The following is a 20,893-nucleotide window of genomic DNA, read 5'->3' on the forward strand; positions in this document are numbered from 1 at the left end:
CTCAGCAAAAGCATAATCATTCCCTTTACGAAATAAGTGGTACCATAAAAATTTTTAAAAGTGGTACTAATACAAATGATAATAGCATGCTACAGTGTTACCAGATATCCAAATTAAACCAATTATGGTAGATCTAAAGCTGTTTGATCCATTTCTATGATTCTAGAAAAAATCGTGTAAGTCCTTTCAATCCGTATGGTAAAGGAGTGGATGAATTGATAAAAGAGGCGATTAAAAAAGTCGTTCACAACCAGTCGCTTACGCTCGAGGAAGCAGCCGAGTGTATGAGAAGTCTGCTTGCCCAAAACGTACCGCCAGCTCAGATTGGCGCCTTCCTCAGCAGTTTGGCTGCAAAGGGTGAGTCGAAGGAAGAGGTACTCGGATTTCTTCAGGCTTTACGTGAGCAGATGGTACATATGGATCGTGTAGAGGGTGCCGTTGATACGTGCGGGACTGGTGGTGACATGATAGGATCGTTCAACACATCGACCGCAGCGGCTCTTTTGGCAAGTGCAGCCGGAGCTAAAGTAGCGAAGTGTGGAAATCGTTCATCAAGCAGTTTGTGCGGAAGCGCAGATTTGCTGGAGGAAGCAGGAATACATATAGAGCTGTCGCCTGGTGAGGCAACAAATTGGGTGAAAGAGAGCGGGTTTGCGTTTTTGTTTACCCCTAATTATCATCGATCTTTGCGGGCGTTAGCACCGCTTAGAAAAGAGCTGGGCATTCCAACAGCCCTTAATTTGCTTGGTCCGCTTGGCAATCCTATGTGCCCAAGACACCAAGTGCTAGGGGTAGCTAAAAGTCAACTTGCCCGATTTTATGCAGAGATTTTGCTCGAGCTTGGGGCTAAGCACTCATTTGTTGTCCGTGGTCTAGATGGAATGGACGAGATATCACTAAGTGCTCCAACAGAAGTTTATGAAATTCGTAACGGTAAGATTGAATTCTTCTTACTAGAACCAGCTTCTCTCGGGCTTGATTATGTTACTCATGACGAGATTCGCGGGGGAGATGCCAAAAAGAACCGTAAGATTTTATTAGATTTGTTTGATGGCAAAAAAAATGCTGTCCGAGAAATGACTTGTGTAAATGCAGGGGCAGCTTTAGTCCTTGCTGGACTTGCTGAAAATATACGCGAAGGGTTTTTGTTAGCGGAACAGGCGATTGATTCAGGTGCAGCGAAAGACAAGCTTACTGAATTAGTTCGCCGTTCCGAACAAATAAAAGGAGTGAACGATAAACATGTTCATGCTCGATGACATTTTAAAAAACAAAGCACAGGAAGTAGAGGCGAAAAAAAGTCGCTGCGGACTGGAGGAAGTCCAAGCGAAACTAAGAGCTGCTCGAAAACCACGTAATTTTTACCGTGCATTGAAGCAACCGGGTATTTCCTTAATTGCTGAAATTAAGCGTAAATCTCCTTCCAAAGGAGAATTCAGAGCCGACTTTGATCCACATATGTTAGCGAAGGTGTATTCAGAGAACGGGGCCCGCGCCATTTCTGTATTAGCCGATGAATCCTTCTTCGGCGGAGGTACTCATGTAGTGGAGGCTGTTGCGAACGATCCAGACGTGCACTTGCCGGTGATGTATAAAGAATTCATCATCGACCCTTATCAGATTTATGAAGCTCGTTCGGTTGGAGCGGATGCGGTGTTGTTCATTGTCCGTGCCATTGATCCGTATCGATTGCCGGAGATGATTGCCTTGGTTCATGAACTAGGGATAGAAGCTCTTGTCGAGTGCTTTAGTGCAGAAGAAGCGTCTTTGGCAGTTGAAGCAGGAGCGAAAATTATCGGTGTAAACAATCGTGACTTACAAACGTTTCAAGTCGATTTGCAGCGTTCAGAAGAAATCCGGTCGGTGCTGCCGGGTTCAGTCGTTACCGTTAGCGAAAGCGGCCTCCATTCTCGCACAGATGCTGAAAAAGCGGAAGCGATCGGGTTTGATGCGATGCTCGTCGGTGAAGCACTGCTTAAGTCAAAAGATGTTGGGAGCCGAGTACGTGAGTTTGTTGGTCTTACTTTACGGGCAGAGGATAAACGATAGAGAGGAGGCGGCTAAGGTGGATGGTTTTTTTGGACAATTTGGCGGAGCTTTCGTCGCAGAAACGCTGATTGCTAATTTAGAAGAGTTAGAATGTGAGTATAACAAGGTAAAGCATGATGTACAGTTCAAAGGGGAATTATCCAAACTTTTACATGAGTTTGTCGGACGTCCTACTCCACTGACCCCCCTAAAGCGGATCAGTAGAGAGACAGGTGGAGCTAAGATTTATTTAAAACGAGAGGATTTGACGCATACGGGAGCTCATAAGATCAACAATGCACTCGGGCAGGCGCTGCTTGCAAAACGGATGGGCAAAAAACGAATTGTTGCGGAAACGGGCGCCGGTCAGCATGGGGTGGCGGTCGCTACGGCTGCCAGTTTGTTAGGGCTTGAGTGCGTCGTTTATATGGGTGCCGTTGATGCGAAGCGTCAAGCACCAAATGTTCAGCGTATGAAGCTGTTAGGGGCGGATTTACGTCTTGTAAATATTGGTCAAAAGACGTTGAAGGACGCTATTAGCGAAGCGATCCGTGACTGGATTACCAATGTTGGTGATACGCATTATTTGCTTGGGTCGGCTGTAGGTCCTCATCCTTTTCCGACGATTGTACGTGATTTTCAAGCGGTGATCGGCGAGGAGACGAGAAAGCAAATTGTTGAAGCGGAAGGACGTCTTCCAGACTACGTCATCGCTTGTGTAGGCGGCGGTAGTAATGCAATCGGGATGTTTCAAGCTTTTTTGGATGACAAAGAGGTGAAGCTGATCGGTGTGCAAGCAGCAGGGAAAGGAATTGACACAGATGCACATGCAGCACCGCTTATTAAAGGTACGCTCGGGATTGTGCAAGGCGTACATACGTATATGTTACAAGATGAAGACGGTCAGATTATAGAGACCTATTCGATTGCTCCAGGCCTTGACTATCCAGGAGCTGGCCCCGAGCACAGTTACTTAAAAGACAGCGGGCGTGTTGAATACACACATATTAACGATGGCGAGGCGTTGAACGCATTTGAATATCTTTGCCAAGCAGAAGGTATTCTGCCGGCACTTGAGTCGTCTCATGCCGTGGCACATGCTTTAAAAGTAGCCAAGACAATGAGGGAAGATGAAATTATGGTCGTGAATTTGTCAGGCCGTGGTGACAAAGACTTGTCTCAGGCAATCAGCGCGTTGGAGCACTTGAAAGAAACGGAGGGATCTATGGTATGAGCCGCATTCAAGAAACGTTTGCTCGTCTAAGAAAGAAAAAAGAAGGTGCTCTTATTCCATATATACCGGTTGGGTACCCTACAGCTGAATCATCGGAGCGCCTCATTCGGACGATCTGCGAATCTGGTGCCGATCTTTTGGAACTTGGTGTCCCTTATGCGGATCCGCTTGCTGACGGACCGACAATTCAAGAAGCAGGGGCACAGGCACTAGCAAATGGAACGAATCTCGGAAGCTGCATTGAAATGGTCGCTCGTTTACGGGCTTCAGGTTTAGAAACGCCCATTGTTCTAATGGGTTATTGCAATTCGTTTCTTGCCTACGGACTAGAGAGTCTGGCTCAGGATACGGCAAAAGCAGGTGTTGATGGGCTGATCATTCCTGACCTTCCATCAACGATGGCTGATCCATGGGCCGAGGTGTTTCGTCCATTCGGCCTTGATTTGATCTTCTTTCTCGCTCCAACTACGAGTGAAACACGTCTTGCTTCTGTTGTACAAAAAAGTACAGGCTTTCTTTATTGCATATCAGTGACAGGGGTAACGGGTGAAAGGGATAGCCTTCCAGAACAGCTTCCGGCCTTTTTAAAACAAGTACGTACGGTAACAGATCTGCCGCTTTGTGTCGGCTTTGGTATTTCTCGTTTTCAACATGTTAGTGATATCATTCCATATGTAGATGGTGTCATCGTAGGTAGCGCATTGATTAACGTCATAAAGGAAGCAGACCCAGACGAGGTTGAAGAAAAGGTCAGAGCTTATATCAACACGATGAAAGAAGCGACTCGTACGGTCGTAAGCCAGTCGTAATGGAGGATTTAACATGGTACGAATTAAGTTTTGCGGATTAACAGACAAGTATTCGGCAATGGCAGCAGTGGAAGCCGGAGCTGATTCCATTGGATGTGTGTTTGCAGCTAGCAAACGCAAGGTTACACCAGAACAAGCGAAGGAGATCATCGAGTCGCTGCCACCGTATGTATCGACAGTGGGAGTGTTTGTTGACGAAACACTTGATCGGATCAATGAAATCGCCGAGTACTGCCAATTGGACTTGCTTCAGTTACATGGGTCTGAAACTCCTGAATATTGCCGTCAGATCAAAAGGCCGGTCGTGAAAACAATTAAGGTTCGAAAAGCAAGTGATTTAGATCAGGCGGCTGCTTACAAGCAAGTGGTTAGAGGCTTCCTCCTTGATGCTTATGTAGAGGGGGCATCTGGTGGAACGGGTCATACGTTTCCATGGGAACACGTTGCTAAAGCCCAAGGAATGAGTCCGATTATTCTTGCTGGCGGACTACGTGCAGATAATGTAAAGGAAGCAATTTTCAAAACTCGCCCGTATGCCGTTGATGTGAGCAGTGGAATTGAAACTGACGGCTTTAAAGATCCAAGAAAAATGATCGAATTTGTACAACGTGTTCGAAACGTAAGCTTTTTTGCTCAGTCTTAAATATCAAAGAAAGAGGTAGTCATGATGCAGCAATCCTTAATTGTCGGATTTGGCAGAGCAGGACGTGATCTTCATTTACGTTGTCTCGAAAAAGCATATGCTGATAACATCGATGCTAATCTTTTCGATCAGCGCGTAGGAGTCGTGGACCCGTATCTTTCTCCGTCTGACATAAAAAATGAGAATTTATTCTTTTTTTCAACTCTTAGTGAAGTAACTGGATTTGATCCAGCGTCAACCGTTGTCCATATTTGTACGCCGCCCGATTTACATACTGAAACGCTAAAACAAGTGGCAGAACTCGGTTTTACGAAATGTTTAATCGAAAAGCCGTTGGCTACAACGAGAGCGGAATTGAAAACGATTCACGAAATTCAACATCAATTTGGCATCGATCTGATCGTTGTCGCCAATTGGTTAGCGAGTTCACTGACAACGAAGTTAATTGAAATTATCAAAAAGAAGGAATATGGTCCACTTCTTCACATTACAGCAGAGCAAAATAAGGCAAGATTATCGAGGACACTCGCCAATCCTAATCATGGAAATGCCTTCGATGTGGAAATTCCCCATCTAGTTGCCCTTGCTCTTTGTTTAGGGGGATCAGATGTTAACGTTCTGACAGGCGAGACGGCTCATATGCTGATCGGCAATCGGATTTTTCCTCACATGGGGAAGGCGCGTATTACGTTATTACATAAAAGTGGTGTCACGTCGGACTTGATTTCAAATTTGGAGACCCCTGTTCGACAACGCTGCATCAAGCTTTATTTTAAAGAACACCAGGTGTTTGGTTATTATCCTTGCAGCCAAGATGACAGCTACTCGTGGCTAAATATTTATACCACTTGCGGCCGCTTTCTCAGCCAGCAAGTCATGTATGATGATCCGTTATCGAACGCTTTTACTGAATATTATAAATATTTTGATGGTTTAATAAAAAAGCCGGTCAGCGATTTAGAATTTAACGCTCGAGTGGTAACCGCTATCTGTGAGGCTAAGTCAAAGAGCGGATTGATACTGGATGAAGAAGATATTGAACATGAGGTGATCGTATGAGTGTTCCATTTTTCAGTAATGCAGAGTCTTTTAAGAGGCAAAGTCCCCTCCTTTTGGGAAAATTGGACGAGATAATCGACCAAGGACTGTTTACAAACGGCCCTGTTGTCAGGGAGTTAGAGAAGGAACTCGAAGTTTTCACTGGTGCGAAGCATGCGATCGCCATTGGGAATGCGACCGAAGCGTTAATGATCATGCTAAAGGCAGTAGGCATTGGGCCGGGCGATGAAGTCATTGTGCCAAGCTTTACGTTTTTTGCTTCGGCATCGAGTGTTGCTCATGTCGGTGCTGTTCCGGTGTTTTGTGATATTGATCCGATTACGTATGGTTTGAAGACAGATGAGCTCGAAAGCAAAATTAGTGATCGGACTAAAGCGATAATGCCGGTTCACCTTTTTACACAGATGGCTGACATGCAAGCGATTCGAAAAATAGTAGAAAAGCACAAGCTTCTTCTGCTAGAGGACAGTGCTGAAGCGATTTCGATGTTTTGTGATGGAGTTCATGCCGGCTTAGTAGGACATGCTGGGGTGCTCTCCTTTTTCCCGACGAAGACGCTTGGAGCAATCGGTGATGCAGGCATGATTCTAACAAACGACGATGAAATCGCCAGACATGCCCGGCGCTTACGCATACATGGCCAAGACGAGGGAGTGTCTTATATTCATCATGACGTCGGTTATAACAGCCGGATGGATGATATTCAAGCGGCCATGCTTCTTGTCCGTTTGAAATACTTACAGAACGAGATTGCCAAACGCGCCTATTTAGCACGTCTCTATGACACGCTTCTTGCTGACCTGCCCGAAGTACAGACACCGGTTATTCAAAAGCGGGAAGATACAGCAAACCCCGTCTACTATGTGTATTTAATTGAAGCAGAGCAGCGTGACAAATTAGAAGCTTACTTAAAAGAACAAGGAATCGGTACAGAAACCTACTATCCGATTCCGCTTCACGCACAGCCATGCTTTTTGCACCTTGGGTATAAAGAAGGCAGCATGCCAAACGCCGAATCTGCCTGCTCGCGTTCCATCGCCTTGCCGTTGTATCCGGACTTAACTGAAGCCGATGTACAGAAGGTCAGTGATGCGATCCATACTTTTTATAATAGGAGGGGATAGAATGATCGTGCCATTTTTCAATTACAAGGCTCGTTACGCAGAAGACAAAGAAAAGATTAAAGAGCTCGTTTACCAAGTCGGTACATCTGATCAGTTTATTTTGAAGGAGTATGTTGCGGAATTAGAAGAGAAAATATGTGCCTTCACCGGTGCGAAGCATGCGATCGCCACCTCTAATGGCACTAGTGCTTTGACGATTATTTTAAAAGCGATGGGAGTTGGTCCTGGAGTCGATGTGCTCACCCCTGCCTTTTCATTTATTTCCACGGCAAGTGCAATTGCGTTGCTCGGCGGGCGTCCAGTCTTTGTCGATGTTGACCCGATAACAGGCATGATGGACCCGGTTGATCTCGAAAGTAAGATTACCCCGTTAAGCCGAGTCGTCATTCCGACTCACCTGTTCTCGGTCATGGCTGATATGACCGCCATCAATGAAGTGGCAAAACGTCATGATTTGCTCGTACTTGAGGACAGTGCGGTGGCACTCGGTGCTCGCATGAATGACACGATGGCAGGAATCCTGGGTGATGCCGGGCTTTACTCGTTTTTCCCGGCAAAACCACTTGGAGGAATTGGCGATGGTGCGATGATCGTGACAAATGACCCCGAGTTAGCCAGACTTTGCCGGATGCTCAGGAACCATGGACAAGATGGAATCACTCGCTTCCTCCATCATCATATCGGGTACAACCATCGTATGGATGAAACAGTCGCTGCCTATTTGATTTACAAGCTGGGGCGTTTCAGTCAATTGCTTGAGCGCCGCGCTCAAATTGGAAACTCCTACAATGAGGCGTTTAAAGGTCTTCTTCCGCATCTGCAAATTGTCGATGATACATCGTACGATCGAGTTTATTACACCTATGTCCTTCAGGCAGAACGCCGTGATGACCTCCGCGTTTTCCTAAGCGAGAAAGGGATTGAGACACAGATTTATTATCCGCGCGCCTTGCCATTGCAGCCTGCATTTGCTTACCTAGGCCATAAGGAAGGTGATTTTCCGAATGCAGAGAGAATCACCAAGCGGGCGCTTGCTCTGCCGCTTTATGCTGAGATGCCAGATGAACATGTTGAGTATGTGAAACATGCGGTTATCACCGCAATGGCGGTGAGTACGTATGTCTAAACACTTTCCTTTTACGCTGTCTGGTCTAAGCGATGAGGCCGGGCCGTCGCTTGATCAACAAATTCGTGCCCATGTCGAGCTTGGCTGGGAAGAAATAGAGCTTCGATCGGTAAATGGTGTGCCGTTTTACCGATGGGATGATGCAACGTTTGATGACGTCCGAAAGAGACTCGCTTCAGCTGGACTTCGTGTGTCAGCCGTCGCCTCTTGCATTGCCAATTGGCACCGCCCCATCACCGCCCCTTTTTATTACGATGTAGAAGAACTGAAAGTCCTTTCAGAACGAATGCAGGCACTTAGTGCAAGGTATGTAAGAGTGATGTCCTATCCGAATGACGGGCTTTCAGAGGACGAGTGGCGTGATCGTGTCATGGAGAGGATGCACCTTTTGACAGAAGAGGCACGTACGTCAGGCATTGTCTTATTACACGAGAACTGTTCAGGCTGGGGAGGTGCATCAGCGGAAAATACATTGTATTTACTAAAGGAAATAAACAACCCGGCTTTACGCCTGCTTTTTGATAGTGGAAATGGCATTAGCTATCGCTATGATGCGTATCAATTTTTGCAAAGGGTATGGCCGTATGTTGAGCATGTTCATATTAAGGATGGGGTGTTACAACATCATAAGGCAATGTACACATCTCCTGGGAAAGGGGAATCGAAAGTAAAAGAGTGCGTGGAATGGTTGATGGATCATCAATATCAAGGCATTTTGGCGATCGAACCCCATTTGCACTTAATTCCACATTTGAACAAGCAGGGCGATGAAAATGACTTGATCGATTCCTATATCACGTATGGCCGCCAACTTGAGAAACTTGTAACGCAAATCCTGTCTAACAGAGAGGGAGAGAGGGCTTTTCAATGAGCAACCAGCTGTTTACCTCTGAACATAGCAAACTATTATTGGACCTGTTAGAAATGAATACAGTCTCTCCGATGGAAACAGGAAGGCTTTCTGAGATTCCTAGGGCACAGAAGATGTATGCCAACTATGCGGTGGAGAAAAGCGGCGGTAATTGTGAAATAGTGTACCACCAGTCACCCGACCCGAGCATCCTTACGTTGGAAGATGTTCCGATTTCCATCCGCGAATGTGCACATCAGCTTGGACATCTATTTTGGGAAAACCAATCGAATCTCGTTTTACGTTTTGGTCAGAAGCGACCTGTCGAGAAGACGATTATGTTTAATTTCCATATAGACACGGTCGATGGCATGTTTCCAGTAACGTTTGACGGCGAGACGTACAGGGGCAGAGGGGCGGTCGATATGAAAGGGCCGGGTGTCGCCTTGCTGGCGGGCATTCAAGCGGCAGTCAGCCAAAAAGCTGACCTGCTTGATGATACTTCAATTCTTATTCAATGTGTGTCTGGTGAAGAAGGCGGGGCAATGGGCTTTTATGGCACGAAACAATTGGCTGACAAAGGATATATCGGCCGCTTTAACTTGTTTGCCGAACCATCTGGAGGAGTCTACTTTGATCGCTCCAGCACATCGATGACGGCACGCATCGATGTGTTCGGTCAAGATTCAACGGACGATGCACCAGATCAAGGCCATAATGCCACTTTACTGCTTGGTTATGTGGCGCAAAGGCTTATGAAAGAACTGCCAGAGCAGATTGAAAAAGAAGGGGGAAAAATGTGTCTTGCCGGTCTGCATACGGGTAATATGCATAATAAAGTGTATGGCAGTGGGCAGTTATTGCTCAATTTTGCCTATGTCACAACCGAAAGTGGCAGACAGATAAAGGCTTGGGTGGAAGAGGCATTTCTAGCGGCTGTAAACAGATTTCGCATCGAATTTTCAAGCGTTCCGACAGCTGCTGCAACCGTTAAAGAAGCAAAAGACATTAGCCAGCTTACCTGGATCAAACAAGGGCTACCTGTCCTGATGAACCGACATGCAGAGCTCGAACACTTTTTAGGTTCACTCGGGTTAAAAAGGAATCCGGATGATCAGGTTGAGAAGGCCTTTACATGTGATGCGATGTGGGTTCAGGCCAACGACGTCTATACGGTCGTCTACGGCCCCGGCAGCTTAGAAGGCAACCTTGCTCATGCAAAAGGTGAATACATAAATAAGCGTGACCTTGAACGATATGCGTCTTTTATTTACAATCTTCTTCTCAAATACAGTGCCATTGCGCAAACCAAATCGACAAAGGAGCTGAATATATGAGTACCAACGAGTCTGTCTATGTCAAAAAAGAGCTATTACGTCATTTTGTAAAAGACGTGTTTCAATCATGCGGAGTGTCAAATGAACATAGTCGTACAGCTTCAGATGTGCTCTGTTATGCTGATGAACATGGCTTTGACACGCATGGGGTAACCAATCTTGGGCGGATTTATATCGAGCGCTTGCAGGACGGCCGCATCAATCCGCAAGCGGAATTTGCGATCGTTCAAGAGACGCCTGCTGCATCGGTCATCGATGCCAACAACGGGTTGGGGCTGGTCGCAGGAGAGCATGCGATGAAGCTCGCCATTGAAAAAGCGAAAAATCTTGGAGTCGGTTGTGTCGTCGTACGCCGTAGCTCGCATTTTGGAAGTGCAGGCTATTATACAAGTCAAGCACTTGATGCCGGGATGATCGGCATGGCGATGACCAATCTTGGTTCGCAAACGATTGCCCGCCCTTTAGGAGGCTCTGTGAACATGATTGGTACTAATCCGATTGCAGTTAGTGCACCAGCAGAGAACGTTCCTCCGTTCGTCCTTGATATGAGCACGACAGTCGTTGCCACAGGTAAAATTCGAGCGGCCCAGCGTCGAGGAGAATCGATTCCAGAAGGATGGCTTATAGACGATTTGTGCCAGCCGCTCACTGATCCACATACATACGATGCGGGAACGGGTCACCTTCAGATGCTTGGAGGAGGGCTTACGACTGGAGGGGCAAAAGGGTATGGCTTAGGGCTTTTAGTCGATATTCTTTGCGGGGTCCTTTCAGGTGCCAATGTCGGTCCAGATCCAAAGCTACTCGAGCCGGGAGGAGAAGAGCGTGCCAATGAAGATCAAAATATCGGTCACTTCTTTCTTGCATTAAACATCGAGGCATTTCGCCCTCGAGAGGAATTTACGTCTCATATGGACAGTATGTTGGAAACGCTGCTAAACTGCCCGCCGGCATCGTACGCGAAACAAGTCGTCTATCCTGGCTATAACGAATCGATGCAAAAGCAAGCATCGGAGCTGGTCCCGATAGATTCTGTCGTATTTCAAGAGTTAACAGCACTTGCAAAGCGACAAGGTGTGCAGATACTTGAAATGGAAAGGGAGGCATCTCACTCATGAGAATTGGCATGATCGGCATGGGAGTCATCTCTAAATTCTACGTTCACGCTCTAGAGTACAAATTGAACGATCCTGTATTAGTAGCTGTATGCGATTTGAACGAGGAGAGAATGAATCGGTTTTTAGATGAAGGAGTATCTTGTTTCCGTAATTATCATGATCTGCTTGCTCAAAAAGACATCGATGCAGTCATCATCAATGTTCCAAACGACAAGCATTTTCAAATTTGCCGCGATGCTCTGCGAGCAGGCAAACATGTCTGTTGTGAGAAACCTTTGACGCTCACAGTGGAAGAAGCCAAGGAGCTCGTTTCGATCTCGAAAAAGACGAACGGCACCTTGTTCACCGCTTTTCACCGCCGTTACAATGTTTATTTTGTCAGTGCATTAAAGGAGTTTCACTCAGCTGATGAGGTTGCCTCTATTCATGCTCGTTATTTGGAGAAAATTGAAGAGCATGCAGGAGAAGACAAATGGTATCTCGAGCCGGAACGCTGCGGCGGAGGATGTGTGGCTGATAACGGTCCGAATGTATTTGACACTCTCGCCTTTTTCCTTGGGAACATGACGGTTGAATCCGCTGACATTACTCGGAATCAACAAAACGTGGATGTCAAAGCTTCTATTCAGTTGAAGACCGATTCAGGGACGCCTGTTCATGTCGAACTAGATTGGGCTTATGAAAATGGCGAGAAGAAAGATGTCCACATCATGTTAAAGGACGGCAGACAGATTTATGTGGATATGCTCGAAGGATTTTCGGAGTTTAAGTCGTCCTTATATCACGAATATAATGAAATTCTGCTTGATTTCAAAAAGAAGATCGAATCTGGCGGCTGCCACGGTGAAGATGGACTTGATGCGGTGCGCTTAGTCAATGAAACCTACAAGCTAGAGGCCTTGAAAGCATGAGTCGTCAAGCAAAGCGAATTGTCGAAGGAGCATTTGTAAAATTATTATTTCACAAACAAGAACAACGCGGCATGAGACTGATTGAATTTGAGACGCGCTGCGTCCGAAAAGGGGAAATCCATGAGATTGTGACAACAACTCACAAAGAGGCAAAAAGCGGGGATGTCATCAACCGCGTTGGATTTCTAGGATTTGCAGAAATGAACTGTGGCGGTGTCATTGAGCGCGGCGACCAAGTGAAAGTGAATGGAAGAGTGATCGGTAGCGTATTAGGTTTTGATGAGTGCCACTTTCCGAATCATTATAATATTCTCATCGCCGTTGATGAAACAGCGACCGCAACAGAAGTAGATCTTACCGTCGAATCTGCGATTACGTTTGGATAGCTAGGAAGGAGGATCCATGTACCCAGTAATCTCGATGTCACATGAAGTTGAGCAAAAGCTAGAGGGGGTGCAAGTATACGCTATAAACCTAGACCTTGATCCTCTTGATGAAGACAATAGCCAAGTAAGCTATGAAAAAGATTGGCATGCTTTGCATGAGGTTTGGCAGGGGAAAACCAAAGCAGAAGTCGTTCAAACCGAACGCATCACAGCGTATCGCAACTTTTATAAGCTTCTTGGCTTCAATACGAAAAAAACACTGCCATCTGTACAAAATCTTATCCAGCGCTTTCTCATGAAAGAGAAATTAGACCGCATTCCTGTTATTCACCCGATCGTCGATGCCGTAAATATAGCCGCGGTGAAAACGCTAATTCCACTTGGGGTGTTCGATGCTAATTGTGTTGAGGGGGAGATTTCTTTGACGTTATCGCGTGGAGGTGAGACCTTTCAGCCACTTGGCTATAAAGAACCGGAAGAATTGGCAGCTGATGTTCTCGTATTAGCGGATGATCAGAAGGTTTTGTCGCAGTTCTGTTACCGGGACAGCGAGGCGCAAAAAATAAGAGAGCGAACGCGTTCAATCTGGCTGCTAGGGTGTCAAGTTCCTTGTGTATCAAATGAAGCAGTCTATCAGGCATTGGACGAAGCACAAGAGCAATTAAAACGAGTTTATAAACTTACAAAAAGGTAAATAAAGAGGTGGACACGGGTGAATCTTGTTGAGAAAATCCAATCCAAGCAAGCACATGTAGGCATTATTGGCTTAGGGTATGTAGGGCTGCCTCTAGGGGCTGCCTTTGCCGAAAGCGGCCTTCAAGTAACAGGCATTGACTTAAACAAGGACAAAGTCGAGACGTTAAATCGCGGTCTTTCTTATATCACGGATATTGAAAATGAGACGATTCAAACCATCGTTGAAAAAGGAAAGTTTCAAGCAACGACCGACTTCTCGGCGATTACCAAGCTCGATGCAATTTGCATTTGCGTACCAACCCCATTAAACAAGAACCAGGAGCCGGACCTTTCTTATGTTGAAGCGGTTATGACAGAACTTCAAGCCTATTTGCAGCCTGAAACACTCGTCATCTTGGAAAGCACAACGTATCCGGGTACGACCGAGGAGCGAATTGAAAAGGTATTAGCCCGCTCAGGACTTATCGCTGGCATTAACTATTATTTATGCTATTCCCCTGAGCGCGTCGATCCCGGAAACAAAACCTATACAATCTATAACACGCCAAAAGTGATTGGCGGTGTGACGAAAAAATGCCAGCAGCTCGCCGAAACGCTTTATGGAACGATTGTAAACGAAACGATACTCGTATCGAATCCAAAGGTTGCCGAGATGTCAAAGCTTCTCGAAAATACATTTCGAAGCGTCAATATCGCCTTTATTAATGAAATGGCCTTAATGTGTGATAGAATCGGTGTCAATATATGGGAAGTGATTCATGCAGCTTCTACCAAACCTTTTGGATTCATGTCGTTTTATCCGGGACCAGGGATTGGCGGTCACTGTATCCCGCTTGATCCCATGTATTTATCCTGGAGAGCGAAAGAAGTCAATTTCTTCAGCCGCTTCATTGAGCTGTCACAAGACATCAACAGCAATATGCCAAGATTTGTTGTCCGTAAAGTAGCAGAATTACTGAATACACAGAAGAAATGTATTAATGGATCACGCATTCTCTTGCTTGGGATGGCCTATAAACCGGATGTAAATGACCTCAGGGAATCTCCCAGTCTAGATATCTATGAACTGCTGAAGGAAAAAGGTGCTCTCATGACGGTCAATGACCCTTGCTGCGATATGATGTTTGACGTAAGCAATGAGGAAGTTGAATTGCAACATACGATTAACTATGCAGAGCTAGGCAGCTATGACTTGGTCGTCATGCTTACCGCCCACTCAGCGTATAACTTTAATAAGATCGCGGAATCCGGCGTGTTGATTTTAGATACTCGTAATGCCTTCAAAGGGGTACAAGCACCGAATATTGTCCGGATTGGCGACGCATTAGGAGAGGTTCATCCTGAAACCCCTAAAGAAAAAGTTCTTGTGAGCGGATAACGTTTGTATAGAATCCTAAGAAACTACAGATTCGTTTTGATGATTTGTAGTTTCTTTTTTTGGTGTTTATACTGCTTAGCTTCCCCTCACCCCAAACACTCAGCTAATCTCCGAATCCCTTCCTCAATCTCTTCCTCGCACAAATGACCATATCCTAAAATCATCTGGTTTTGATGCTTTCCTTTTTCAATCGCATGATCCTCCACTGGGTAGACGCGAATGCCGTTATCGCGCATTTTCTTTACGAAATCCTCTGTAAAAACCGTATGTTGATACTCTGCTACAAGGTGCAATCCAGTCGAATGGCCCAAAATCTTCACTTGATGTGAAAAACGTTTCTCTATTACTTCAACCAGATGATCGCGTCTCTTTTTATAGATTTTTTTCATATTATGGATATGTCGTTCTAAATATCCTTCTTCCATAAAACGTCCTAAGGTGATCTGCTCCAATGACGGAGTGTGCAGATCTGTGAACCATTTTAACTTACGGCACTCTTTAATTAAGCGTGGAGGAAGGATGAGATATCCTAGACGCAGAGCAGGCGATAGTATTTTGCTAAAGGAACCGATGTAAATAACGTGATCGGTATCTAACCCTTGCAAAGAGCTGATCGGCGCCCCTTCATAACGAAACTCGCTGTCATAATCATCTTCGACAATGTAACAGCCTGTTGCTCTTGCATATTGAATCAGCTGGATTCGGCGCTGAATTGGCAAAGTGCTCCCTAATGGATACTGATGGGAAGGGGTAACAAAGATACATTTTGGGTTAAAATCTGGGGTGATTAATTCTGTCCTCATTCCATTTTCATCAACAGGGATTGGATGAAGGATGGAACCAGGTGTTGAAAAAATCGTTTGAATATCTCTTGTAACGGGATCCTCCATCAGAATTTGATCGCCTTTTTTTAGCAGTAGTTTTGCTACAAGCGTTAACGCTTGCGTCGCACCGGATGTGATGACAAGCTGATGAGGCTGGCACTGGACCCCGCGTGATTTCACTAAATAACGGGCTAGGGCCTGTCTTAGTTCAGGGCGTCCTTCCGGATAGCCGTAGCTCAAAACTGTATGAGAGCTGTTCATACAAACATCATAAGACAATTTCGCCCATGTCTTTCGCGGAAAGAACTGTAAGTCAGGCAGACCGGAGCGAAAGTCGATTAAATCTTTTTCGTCAGAGAGCTCATCACGTTCAAAGAAAGGATCGCTTTTCGTGTGATGCAGCTGTTCCAAATAAGCTCCTTCAGCAACAAAGGTCCCGGAACCGTGACGCGCTTCGATATAGCCCTCAGCGATCAATTGCTCATAGGCTTCTAACACAACATTGCGGGAAACGTCTAATTCGTTTGCGAGCTGGCGTGTCGATGGCAGTCGTTCTCCTGCAAGAAGATTCCCTTGCAAGATTCGCGTGCGTATTTGTGTATAGACTTGGCGGATGAACGGAATGTCTCGTTTTTGATCAATTGGAACCCAAATCATGTTTTCCCCTCTCATAATAAGAAAAATTGGTACTACCAAACTTTGCGATAAGTGGTACTACTGTCAACCAGTTTACCATGGTAGGTTAGAATAAGGAAGTTTATTCCAGGTTATAGGAGGGAATATAGATATGAATGAAAGGATCTCGGCTCATCTAAAAATTATTTTCGCGATGGCGATCGTCGGAAGCTCTGTCGTTGCAGGAAAATTGCTCGTCGAAAGCTTTCCTGTGTTTCTCGCTTCCGAATTACGGTTTCTCATCGCTGCCCTCATTCTCGTTCCATTGCTGCTGAAAATAGAAGGAATTCCGGCTTTCAGCAAAAAAGATATCGGGATTCTCTTTTTACAAGCGCTATCCGGTGTCTTTTTATTCAGTATCTTTATGCTGTATGGGTTAAAATACACAACCGCCATGGAAGGAGGTATCATCACGAGCACGCTGCCGGCTGTTGTCGCTGTTATTGCATTTATCATGCTAAAAGAAAAGCTGACAAGATTTACGATCATCGGCATTTTGTTAGCAGTAGGTGGAACGCTCGCCATTAATATATCCGGTGCGTTCTCAGACATTGAGCGCGGCGCAGCCCCCATACTAGGAAATCTATTAATCATTGGTGCTGTCATTGGCGAAGCCTTGTTTATTATTTTTGGAAAATCGATTTCAAAAAGAGTCTCGCCCCTGGCTATCTCAACGATGGTTAGCGTATTTGGCGTCATTCTTTTCTTGCCGCTTGCGGTCTATGAAGCGACAAGTTTTCCCCTTACGGAAGTATCACTAAAAGATTGGGGACTCATCTTCTATTTTGGAGTGGTAGTCACCGTTCTTGCTTTTGTTTTAATGTATCAAGGAATTGAAAAAGTTCCAGCAAGCACAGCTGGCGTCTTAACCGGTGTCTTGCCGATTAGTGCAGTGCTGCTCTCATCCTTGATTCTAAAAGAAAGCCTCTCATCGTTTCATGTCATTGGCATGGTGCTTGTCTTAGCCGCGATTTACTTGATTTCGGTTGATTCGAAAGCGGCGAAAAAGGAAGCGTCTCTAAAAGAGAAGAAAGTCATTTCCTAAAGGAGTCCCAAACCCTCAGGTGCTGTAGTGTACTGGCACGTCGACGATGTAACAGCAACTTTCAAGAAGTTGCTGTCTAGGGGAGCGAAAAATACGAGGTACCCACAGAAAAAGGCGGGGGGGATTATCACTGCTTGCGTGGTCGATCCCTTTAGGAATATCCTAGGCATTTTGTGCAATCAGCACTATTTGGAGGTTTTGAGTTCGATCAAAAAAGTATAACCCTCGCCGTCGGCATTCACAACAAAGGAAAAAGGTTCTACGAAAGGCAATTAGGTGATAGATATTTTGTTCAATATAGTGTTTAGTTAAACACAATCTTAACCTTCTACGAAGGGCGCTTTTCTAGAATAATAGAATTGCGCTCTTTCTTAATAAATAGGGCCAGATTATGGAGGACCATGTCTTATGGCCCTAAAGAAGAAGACTTGGTAATGTATATGTTCTACCCTGAAATTTTAAAGCCATAAAACAGCAATTTGAGTTAGACGAAGATAGTTCAATTGGATGCGGTGTGGAAAGCTATAAAATTTCAGAGTATGAAGAGTCTGATTTCGTTGGTTATTATGTGTTATTTGATGTAAAAGGGTTTCATCAAGATAATAATGAAAACGGGTTAAGAACTGAGATAAAGGATACATTAAAATTCTCTGTAACTGTTGATGAAGAGGCAAAAATAGAACTTATTGAATATTTATCGAATGGGTGGAAATAAGTAATTATTTGTTATAAAGGCATTGACAATGATCTTCAACAATCGGGCGCGTTCGTATTATAAGGTTAACCAGTAGTGATTACTGGTTGGCCTATTTTATAGTGTGCCCGGCATGTCTAACAGCTAGGTGGTGAAAGTCCACTATAGGCTTGGCAGTGGGAACTGTTAGCGAATGGCAAGGGTGTCTAGGGTGACCTAGAATCTGAAGGAAGCCGGACGCAAAATCTCGAGATAATGGACAGAAACTGGATATAAGGCTGACTGGAGGCGGACGAGTTTCCTAGACAAAACGAAGTCCTACACTGTCCAAATCTCCTACAGTAAATCCAGTAACTACGAGAGGAAAGGGGTTAGACTTACCCGGGAAGGTCTTGCCGGGGTTTTCGAGATGAAGAAACTTCATAAGAAAACAACGAACTCAGTGATGAGCTTGTGAACGGTAAGAAGTCAGCAGAGGTCATAGTAGTCCAATGGATGAAGGACCGAACAATAAGAATCTTGGAACTAACGGAGGTGAGAAGTATGCATCGACCACAGAAAACATCCAAAGATGACTACCCGCTAGAAGATAAGGCGGAACCTGAACATACAGCGGAAGCGTGCAGTATACTTCACGCTGAACCTAGAAGAAGAGATGGTGAATGTTCAGAATTGATCAGCGAGATCATTGATCGAGATAATCTCAATAGGGCTTATAAAAGAGTCAAGAAGAACAAAGGAAAACCTGGGATAGATGGAATGACGGTGGACAAATTGCCATTATTCTTAGCCAAAGAGAGCAGGTCTCTTGTGCTTTCCATCAAAGATGGAACATACGAACCACAACCCGTTAAGCGGGTCGAAATCCCGAAGCCGGATGGTTCAAAAAGAAAACTAGGAATTCCTACGGTCAAAGACCGACTTGTTCAACAAGCGATTCTTCAAGTAATTGAAAGATGGATCAACCCCCACTTTTCTGAGCACAGTTTTGGCTTCCGTCCAAACCTAAGCCGCTCACGACGCAATCGGAAAAGCAAAACAGTACTACGAAGAGGGGTACCGATACGTGGTAGACATCGATATGAAAGGTTCGATACAGTCAACCATGACAAACTCATGTACCATGTAGAGGAGTTTATTCAGGACCCAGTAGTGCTTAAACTAATTCGTAAATTCTTGCGAAGTGGCATTATGATTGGTGAAAAGTATGAGCCAAGCGAGATCGGAACTCCTCAAGGTGGTTTATGCAAAGTAGGTGGTGTCATCAGTCCGGTGCTAGCAAATTTATTTCTACATTATGCGTTTGATAAATGGATAGCTATTAATCACCCAAGCAATCCATTCGCTAGATATGCAGATGACGCAGTCATCCACTGCAAGACAGAGGAAGAAGCAAAGAGAGTGCTCAAATCCTTAAGCGAGAGAATGAATGAATGTAAACTCGAACTCCATCCTTCCAAAACAAAAATTGTATATTGTAAGGATGCCGACAGGACAGAAGAAAAACATAGCGTTTGATTTTCTGGGATATACGTTCAGACCAAGGCTGTCGAAGAACAGGTGGGGAAAACATTTTGTAAATTTCACACCAGCTATCAGTAACAAAGCTAAGAAATCAATTCAGCAAAAAGTGCGAGATTGGAAACTACAATTGAAGGCTGATAAAGAGCTCATAGACCTATCAAATATGTTTAACTCAGTAATTCAAGGGTGGATTAACTACTATGGGAAATTCTACAAATCTGAAATGTACTCCTCACTAAGGCACATAAACAAAGCCTTAATTATGTGGGCGAGAAGGAAATATAAAAAGTTATCTCGACACAAGAAAAGGGCAGAACACTTTCTAGGCAGAATCTCTAAACAAAATCCTAAACTTTTCAAACACTGGGATATAGGTATCAAACCTACGGCTGAATAATGGGAGCCGGATGAGCTGAGAGGTTCACGTCCGGTTCTGAGAGAGATTACTGGGGAGGTTCCAGTGGTCTACTTGCCGTAATATCTACGTGAAAAGCCAAAGGGCTGGAGAGAGAGTACTAAAAAGCATTACGAAATTTCTTGAAGAAGAACTAAAGCTAACGGTGAATAAGGAAAAGAGCGAAGTCGGTAGACCTCCGAAACGGAAGTTTCTAGGTTTCTGTATACAATCAACGAGAAATGGAACACAATGCCGTCCTCATATTAAGGCGAAAAAGAGACTCGAAGAAAAAGTGAGAAACTTGACTTCCCGCAAACGACCAGGAGAGATTCGTGAGATTATCAAAGAGATCAATCAAGTAACTAGGGGATGGATTAATTACTATGGAATTGGTCTTATGAAAACCTATGTTCAAGAAATTGATCGATGGATACGTCGACGGATTAGGGGTCACGTTATCAAAAGTGAAAAATTGCACGTTTAGACACAATTTAGACACATTTTAGCCGGTTACCTGTACGGTAAGAAACCGGCTGTTGTTTTCTCTTATTTCTTAACCCGTAGTGGTCGTAATTGATCTATTGTCCCATCCTGTTTCAGGTTCCACACATAATCCCCTGTTAATGCAATACGCTCCCAGCCCAAAGGGGATATATGCTGAAGATATTCTTCTGGAATTTCTACTCCTCTTGCATGTAATGATGTAATAGCCTGCTCAATATAGACTGTATTCCAAGAGACGATCGCTGACACGATGAGTTGAAGGGCACTCGCTCGGTGTAACTGATCTTCATACGAACGGTCGCGTACTTCACCTAACTGATTAAAAAATATGGCACGAGCTAATCCGTGCTTTGCTTCTCCTTTGTTCAGTCCAATCTGTACACGTCTGCGGTGTTCAGGGCTTTGTAGCCATTTTAATGTGTACAAGCTTCTCTCAATGCGTCCCATTTCACGTATTTTTTGTTGCGAGGAATGATTTCATCACTCGTCTTCTTCTTGCGACAATCGCGAATAGCACAACGGACTGCCATA

Annotated in this window: 21 protein-coding genes and 2 pseudogenes; 21 read left to right on the forward strand and 2 right to left on the reverse strand. The window is 44.8% G+C overall.

The window, feature by feature from the left end:
- The first annotated feature begins 215 nt into the window (after positions 1-215).
- Genes trpD through PQ474_RS21280 form a run of 15 tightly spaced genes read left to right on the forward strand, consistent with a single transcriptional unit; the run spans position 216 to position 14,699 of the window.
- The gene (gene trpD, locus PQ474_RS21210; RefSeq protein ID WP_273847582.1) at positions 216-1,259 is read left to right on the forward strand and encodes an anthranilate phosphoribosyltransferase; all 1,044 of its coding nucleotides are present in this window, start codon (positions 216-218) and stop codon (positions 1,257-1,259) included.
- Positions 1,243-2,049 (forward strand): indole-3-glycerol phosphate synthase TrpC, encoded by an 807-nt coding sequence (gene trpC / locus PQ474_RS21215; RefSeq protein WP_273847584.1) that lies wholly within the window; start codon positions 1,243-1,245, stop codon positions 2,047-2,049. Before trpD ends, trpC begins: the two co-directional genes overlap by 17 nt.
- Complete coding sequence (gene trpB / locus PQ474_RS21220) at positions 2,012-3,262, forward strand: tryptophan synthase subunit beta (RefSeq protein ID WP_273847621.1); 1,251 nt, start codon at positions 2,012-2,014, stop codon at positions 3,260-3,262. The genes trpC and trpB overlap by 38 nt, the downstream gene beginning before the upstream one ends.
- Positions 3,259-4,071: a tryptophan synthase subunit alpha gene (gene trpA, locus PQ474_RS21225; protein WP_273847586.1), complete on the forward strand. Its 813-nt coding sequence runs from the start codon at positions 3,259-3,261 to the stop codon at positions 4,069-4,071. The genes trpB and trpA overlap by 4 nt, the downstream gene beginning before the upstream one ends.
- Positions 4,072-4,084: 13 nt before the next feature.
- On the forward strand, positions 4,085-4,714 hold the full coding sequence (locus PQ474_RS21230; RefSeq protein ID WP_273847588.1) for a phosphoribosylanthranilate isomerase: 630 nt from the start codon (positions 4,085-4,087) through the stop codon (positions 4,712-4,714).
- Between the two features lie 21 nt (positions 4,715-4,735).
- Positions 4,736-5,773: a Gfo/Idh/MocA family protein gene (locus tag PQ474_RS21235; protein ID WP_273847590.1), complete on the forward strand. Its 1,038-nt coding sequence runs from the start codon at positions 4,736-4,738 to the stop codon at positions 5,771-5,773.
- Positions 5,770-6,897: a DegT/DnrJ/EryC1/StrS family aminotransferase gene (locus tag PQ474_RS21240; protein ID WP_273847592.1), complete on the forward strand. Its 1,128-nt coding sequence runs from the start codon at positions 5,770-5,772 to the stop codon at positions 6,895-6,897. Before PQ474_RS21235 ends, PQ474_RS21240 begins: the two co-directional genes overlap by 4 nt.
- A gap of 1 nt (position 6,898) precedes the next feature.
- A complete protein-coding gene (locus PQ474_RS21245) occupies positions 6,899-8,023 on the forward strand; it encodes a DegT/DnrJ/EryC1/StrS family aminotransferase (protein ID WP_273847594.1) in 1,125 nt (374 codons plus the stop codon).
- On the forward strand, positions 8,016-8,894 hold the full coding sequence (locus PQ474_RS21250; RefSeq protein WP_273847596.1) for a sugar phosphate isomerase/epimerase family protein: 879 nt from the start codon (positions 8,016-8,018) through the stop codon (positions 8,892-8,894). Before PQ474_RS21245 ends, PQ474_RS21250 begins: the two co-directional genes overlap by 8 nt.
- Positions 8,891-10,210, forward strand: coding sequence for a M20/M25/M40 family metallo-hydrolase (locus PQ474_RS21255; protein ID WP_273847597.1), 1,320 nt, complete (start codon positions 8,891-8,893; stop codon positions 10,208-10,210). The genes PQ474_RS21250 and PQ474_RS21255 overlap by 4 nt, the downstream gene beginning before the upstream one ends.
- Entirely contained in the window at positions 10,207-11,328 is a 1,122-nt protein-coding gene (locus PQ474_RS21260; RefSeq protein ID WP_273847598.1) for an Ldh family oxidoreductase, read from the forward strand. The genes PQ474_RS21255 and PQ474_RS21260 overlap by 4 nt, the downstream gene beginning before the upstream one ends.
- The gene (locus PQ474_RS21265) at positions 11,325-12,239 is read left to right on the forward strand and encodes a Gfo/Idh/MocA family protein (RefSeq protein WP_273847600.1); all 915 of its coding nucleotides are present in this window, start codon (positions 11,325-11,327) and stop codon (positions 12,237-12,239) included. Before PQ474_RS21260 ends, PQ474_RS21265 begins: the two co-directional genes overlap by 4 nt.
- Entirely contained in the window at positions 12,236-12,625 is a 390-nt protein-coding gene (locus PQ474_RS21270) for a DUF6917 domain-containing protein (RefSeq protein WP_273847602.1), read from the forward strand. The genes PQ474_RS21265 and PQ474_RS21270 overlap by 4 nt, the downstream gene beginning before the upstream one ends.
- Before the next feature lie 16 nt (positions 12,626-12,641).
- Entirely contained in the window at positions 12,642-13,319 is a 678-nt protein-coding gene (locus PQ474_RS21275; RefSeq protein ID WP_273847606.1) for a B3/B4 domain-containing protein, read from the forward strand.
- 18 nt (positions 13,320-13,337) lie between these two features.
- Positions 13,338-14,699 carry a nucleotide sugar dehydrogenase gene (locus PQ474_RS21280; RefSeq protein ID WP_273847608.1) on the forward strand — a complete coding sequence of 454 codons (1,362 nt, stop codon included), beginning with the start codon at positions 13,338-13,340 and terminating at the stop codon, positions 14,697-14,699.
- Between the two features lie 86 nt (positions 14,700-14,785).
- Here the strand turns inward: PQ474_RS21280 and pdxR are convergent, their stop codons facing one another.
- Positions 14,786-16,180, reverse strand: coding sequence for a MocR-like pyridoxine biosynthesis transcription factor PdxR (gene pdxR, locus PQ474_RS21285; RefSeq protein ID WP_273847623.1), 1,395 nt, complete (start codon positions 16,178-16,180; stop codon positions 14,786-14,788).
- 130 nt (positions 16,181-16,310) lie between these two features.
- Between pdxR and PQ474_RS21290 the strand changes: the two genes are divergently transcribed.
- From PQ474_RS21290 to PQ474_RS21315, 6 genes and pseudogenes are all read left to right on the forward strand, one after another.
- A complete protein-coding gene (locus PQ474_RS21290) occupies positions 16,311-17,243 on the forward strand; it encodes a DMT family transporter (protein WP_273847610.1) in 933 nt (310 codons plus the stop codon).
- 12 nt (positions 17,244-17,255) lie between these two features.
- Positions 17,256-17,465 (forward strand): annotated as a pseudogene (locus tag PQ474_RS21295) (VOC family protein); the annotation flags it as partial.
- 292 nt (positions 17,466-17,757) lie between these two features.
- On the forward strand, positions 17,758-17,958 hold the full coding sequence (locus PQ474_RS21300; RefSeq protein ID WP_273847612.1) for a hypothetical protein: 201 nt from the start codon (positions 17,758-17,760) through the stop codon (positions 17,956-17,958).
- Between the two features lie 522 nt (positions 17,959-18,480).
- Positions 18,481-19,455, forward strand: coding sequence for a reverse transcriptase domain-containing protein (locus PQ474_RS21305; protein ID WP_273847613.1), 975 nt, complete (start codon positions 18,481-18,483; stop codon positions 19,453-19,455).
- Positions 19,421-19,858, forward strand: coding sequence for a group II intron maturase-specific domain-containing protein (locus PQ474_RS21310; RefSeq protein WP_273847615.1), 438 nt, complete (start codon positions 19,421-19,423; stop codon positions 19,856-19,858). The genes PQ474_RS21305 and PQ474_RS21310 overlap by 35 nt, the downstream gene beginning before the upstream one ends.
- Positions 19,859-19,946: 88 nt before the next feature.
- On the forward strand, positions 19,947-20,342 hold the full coding sequence (locus PQ474_RS21315) for a group II intron maturase-specific domain-containing protein (RefSeq protein WP_273847617.1): 396 nt from the start codon (positions 19,947-19,949) through the stop codon (positions 20,340-20,342).
- Positions 20,343-20,404: 62 nt separating this feature from the next.
- Here PQ474_RS21315 and PQ474_RS21320 read toward each other — a convergent pair.
- Positions 20,405-20,818, reverse strand: a pseudogene (locus PQ474_RS21320) (Tn3 family transposase); the annotation flags it as partial.
- Between the last annotated feature and the right edge of the window lie 75 nt (positions 20,819-20,893).

This window comes from Halalkalibacter alkalisediminis (assembly GCF_028610705.1).
In the GTDB taxonomy this organism is placed as follows: Bacteria; Bacillota; Bacilli; order Bacillales; family Bacillaceae_D; genus Halalkalibacter; species Halalkalibacter alkalisediminis.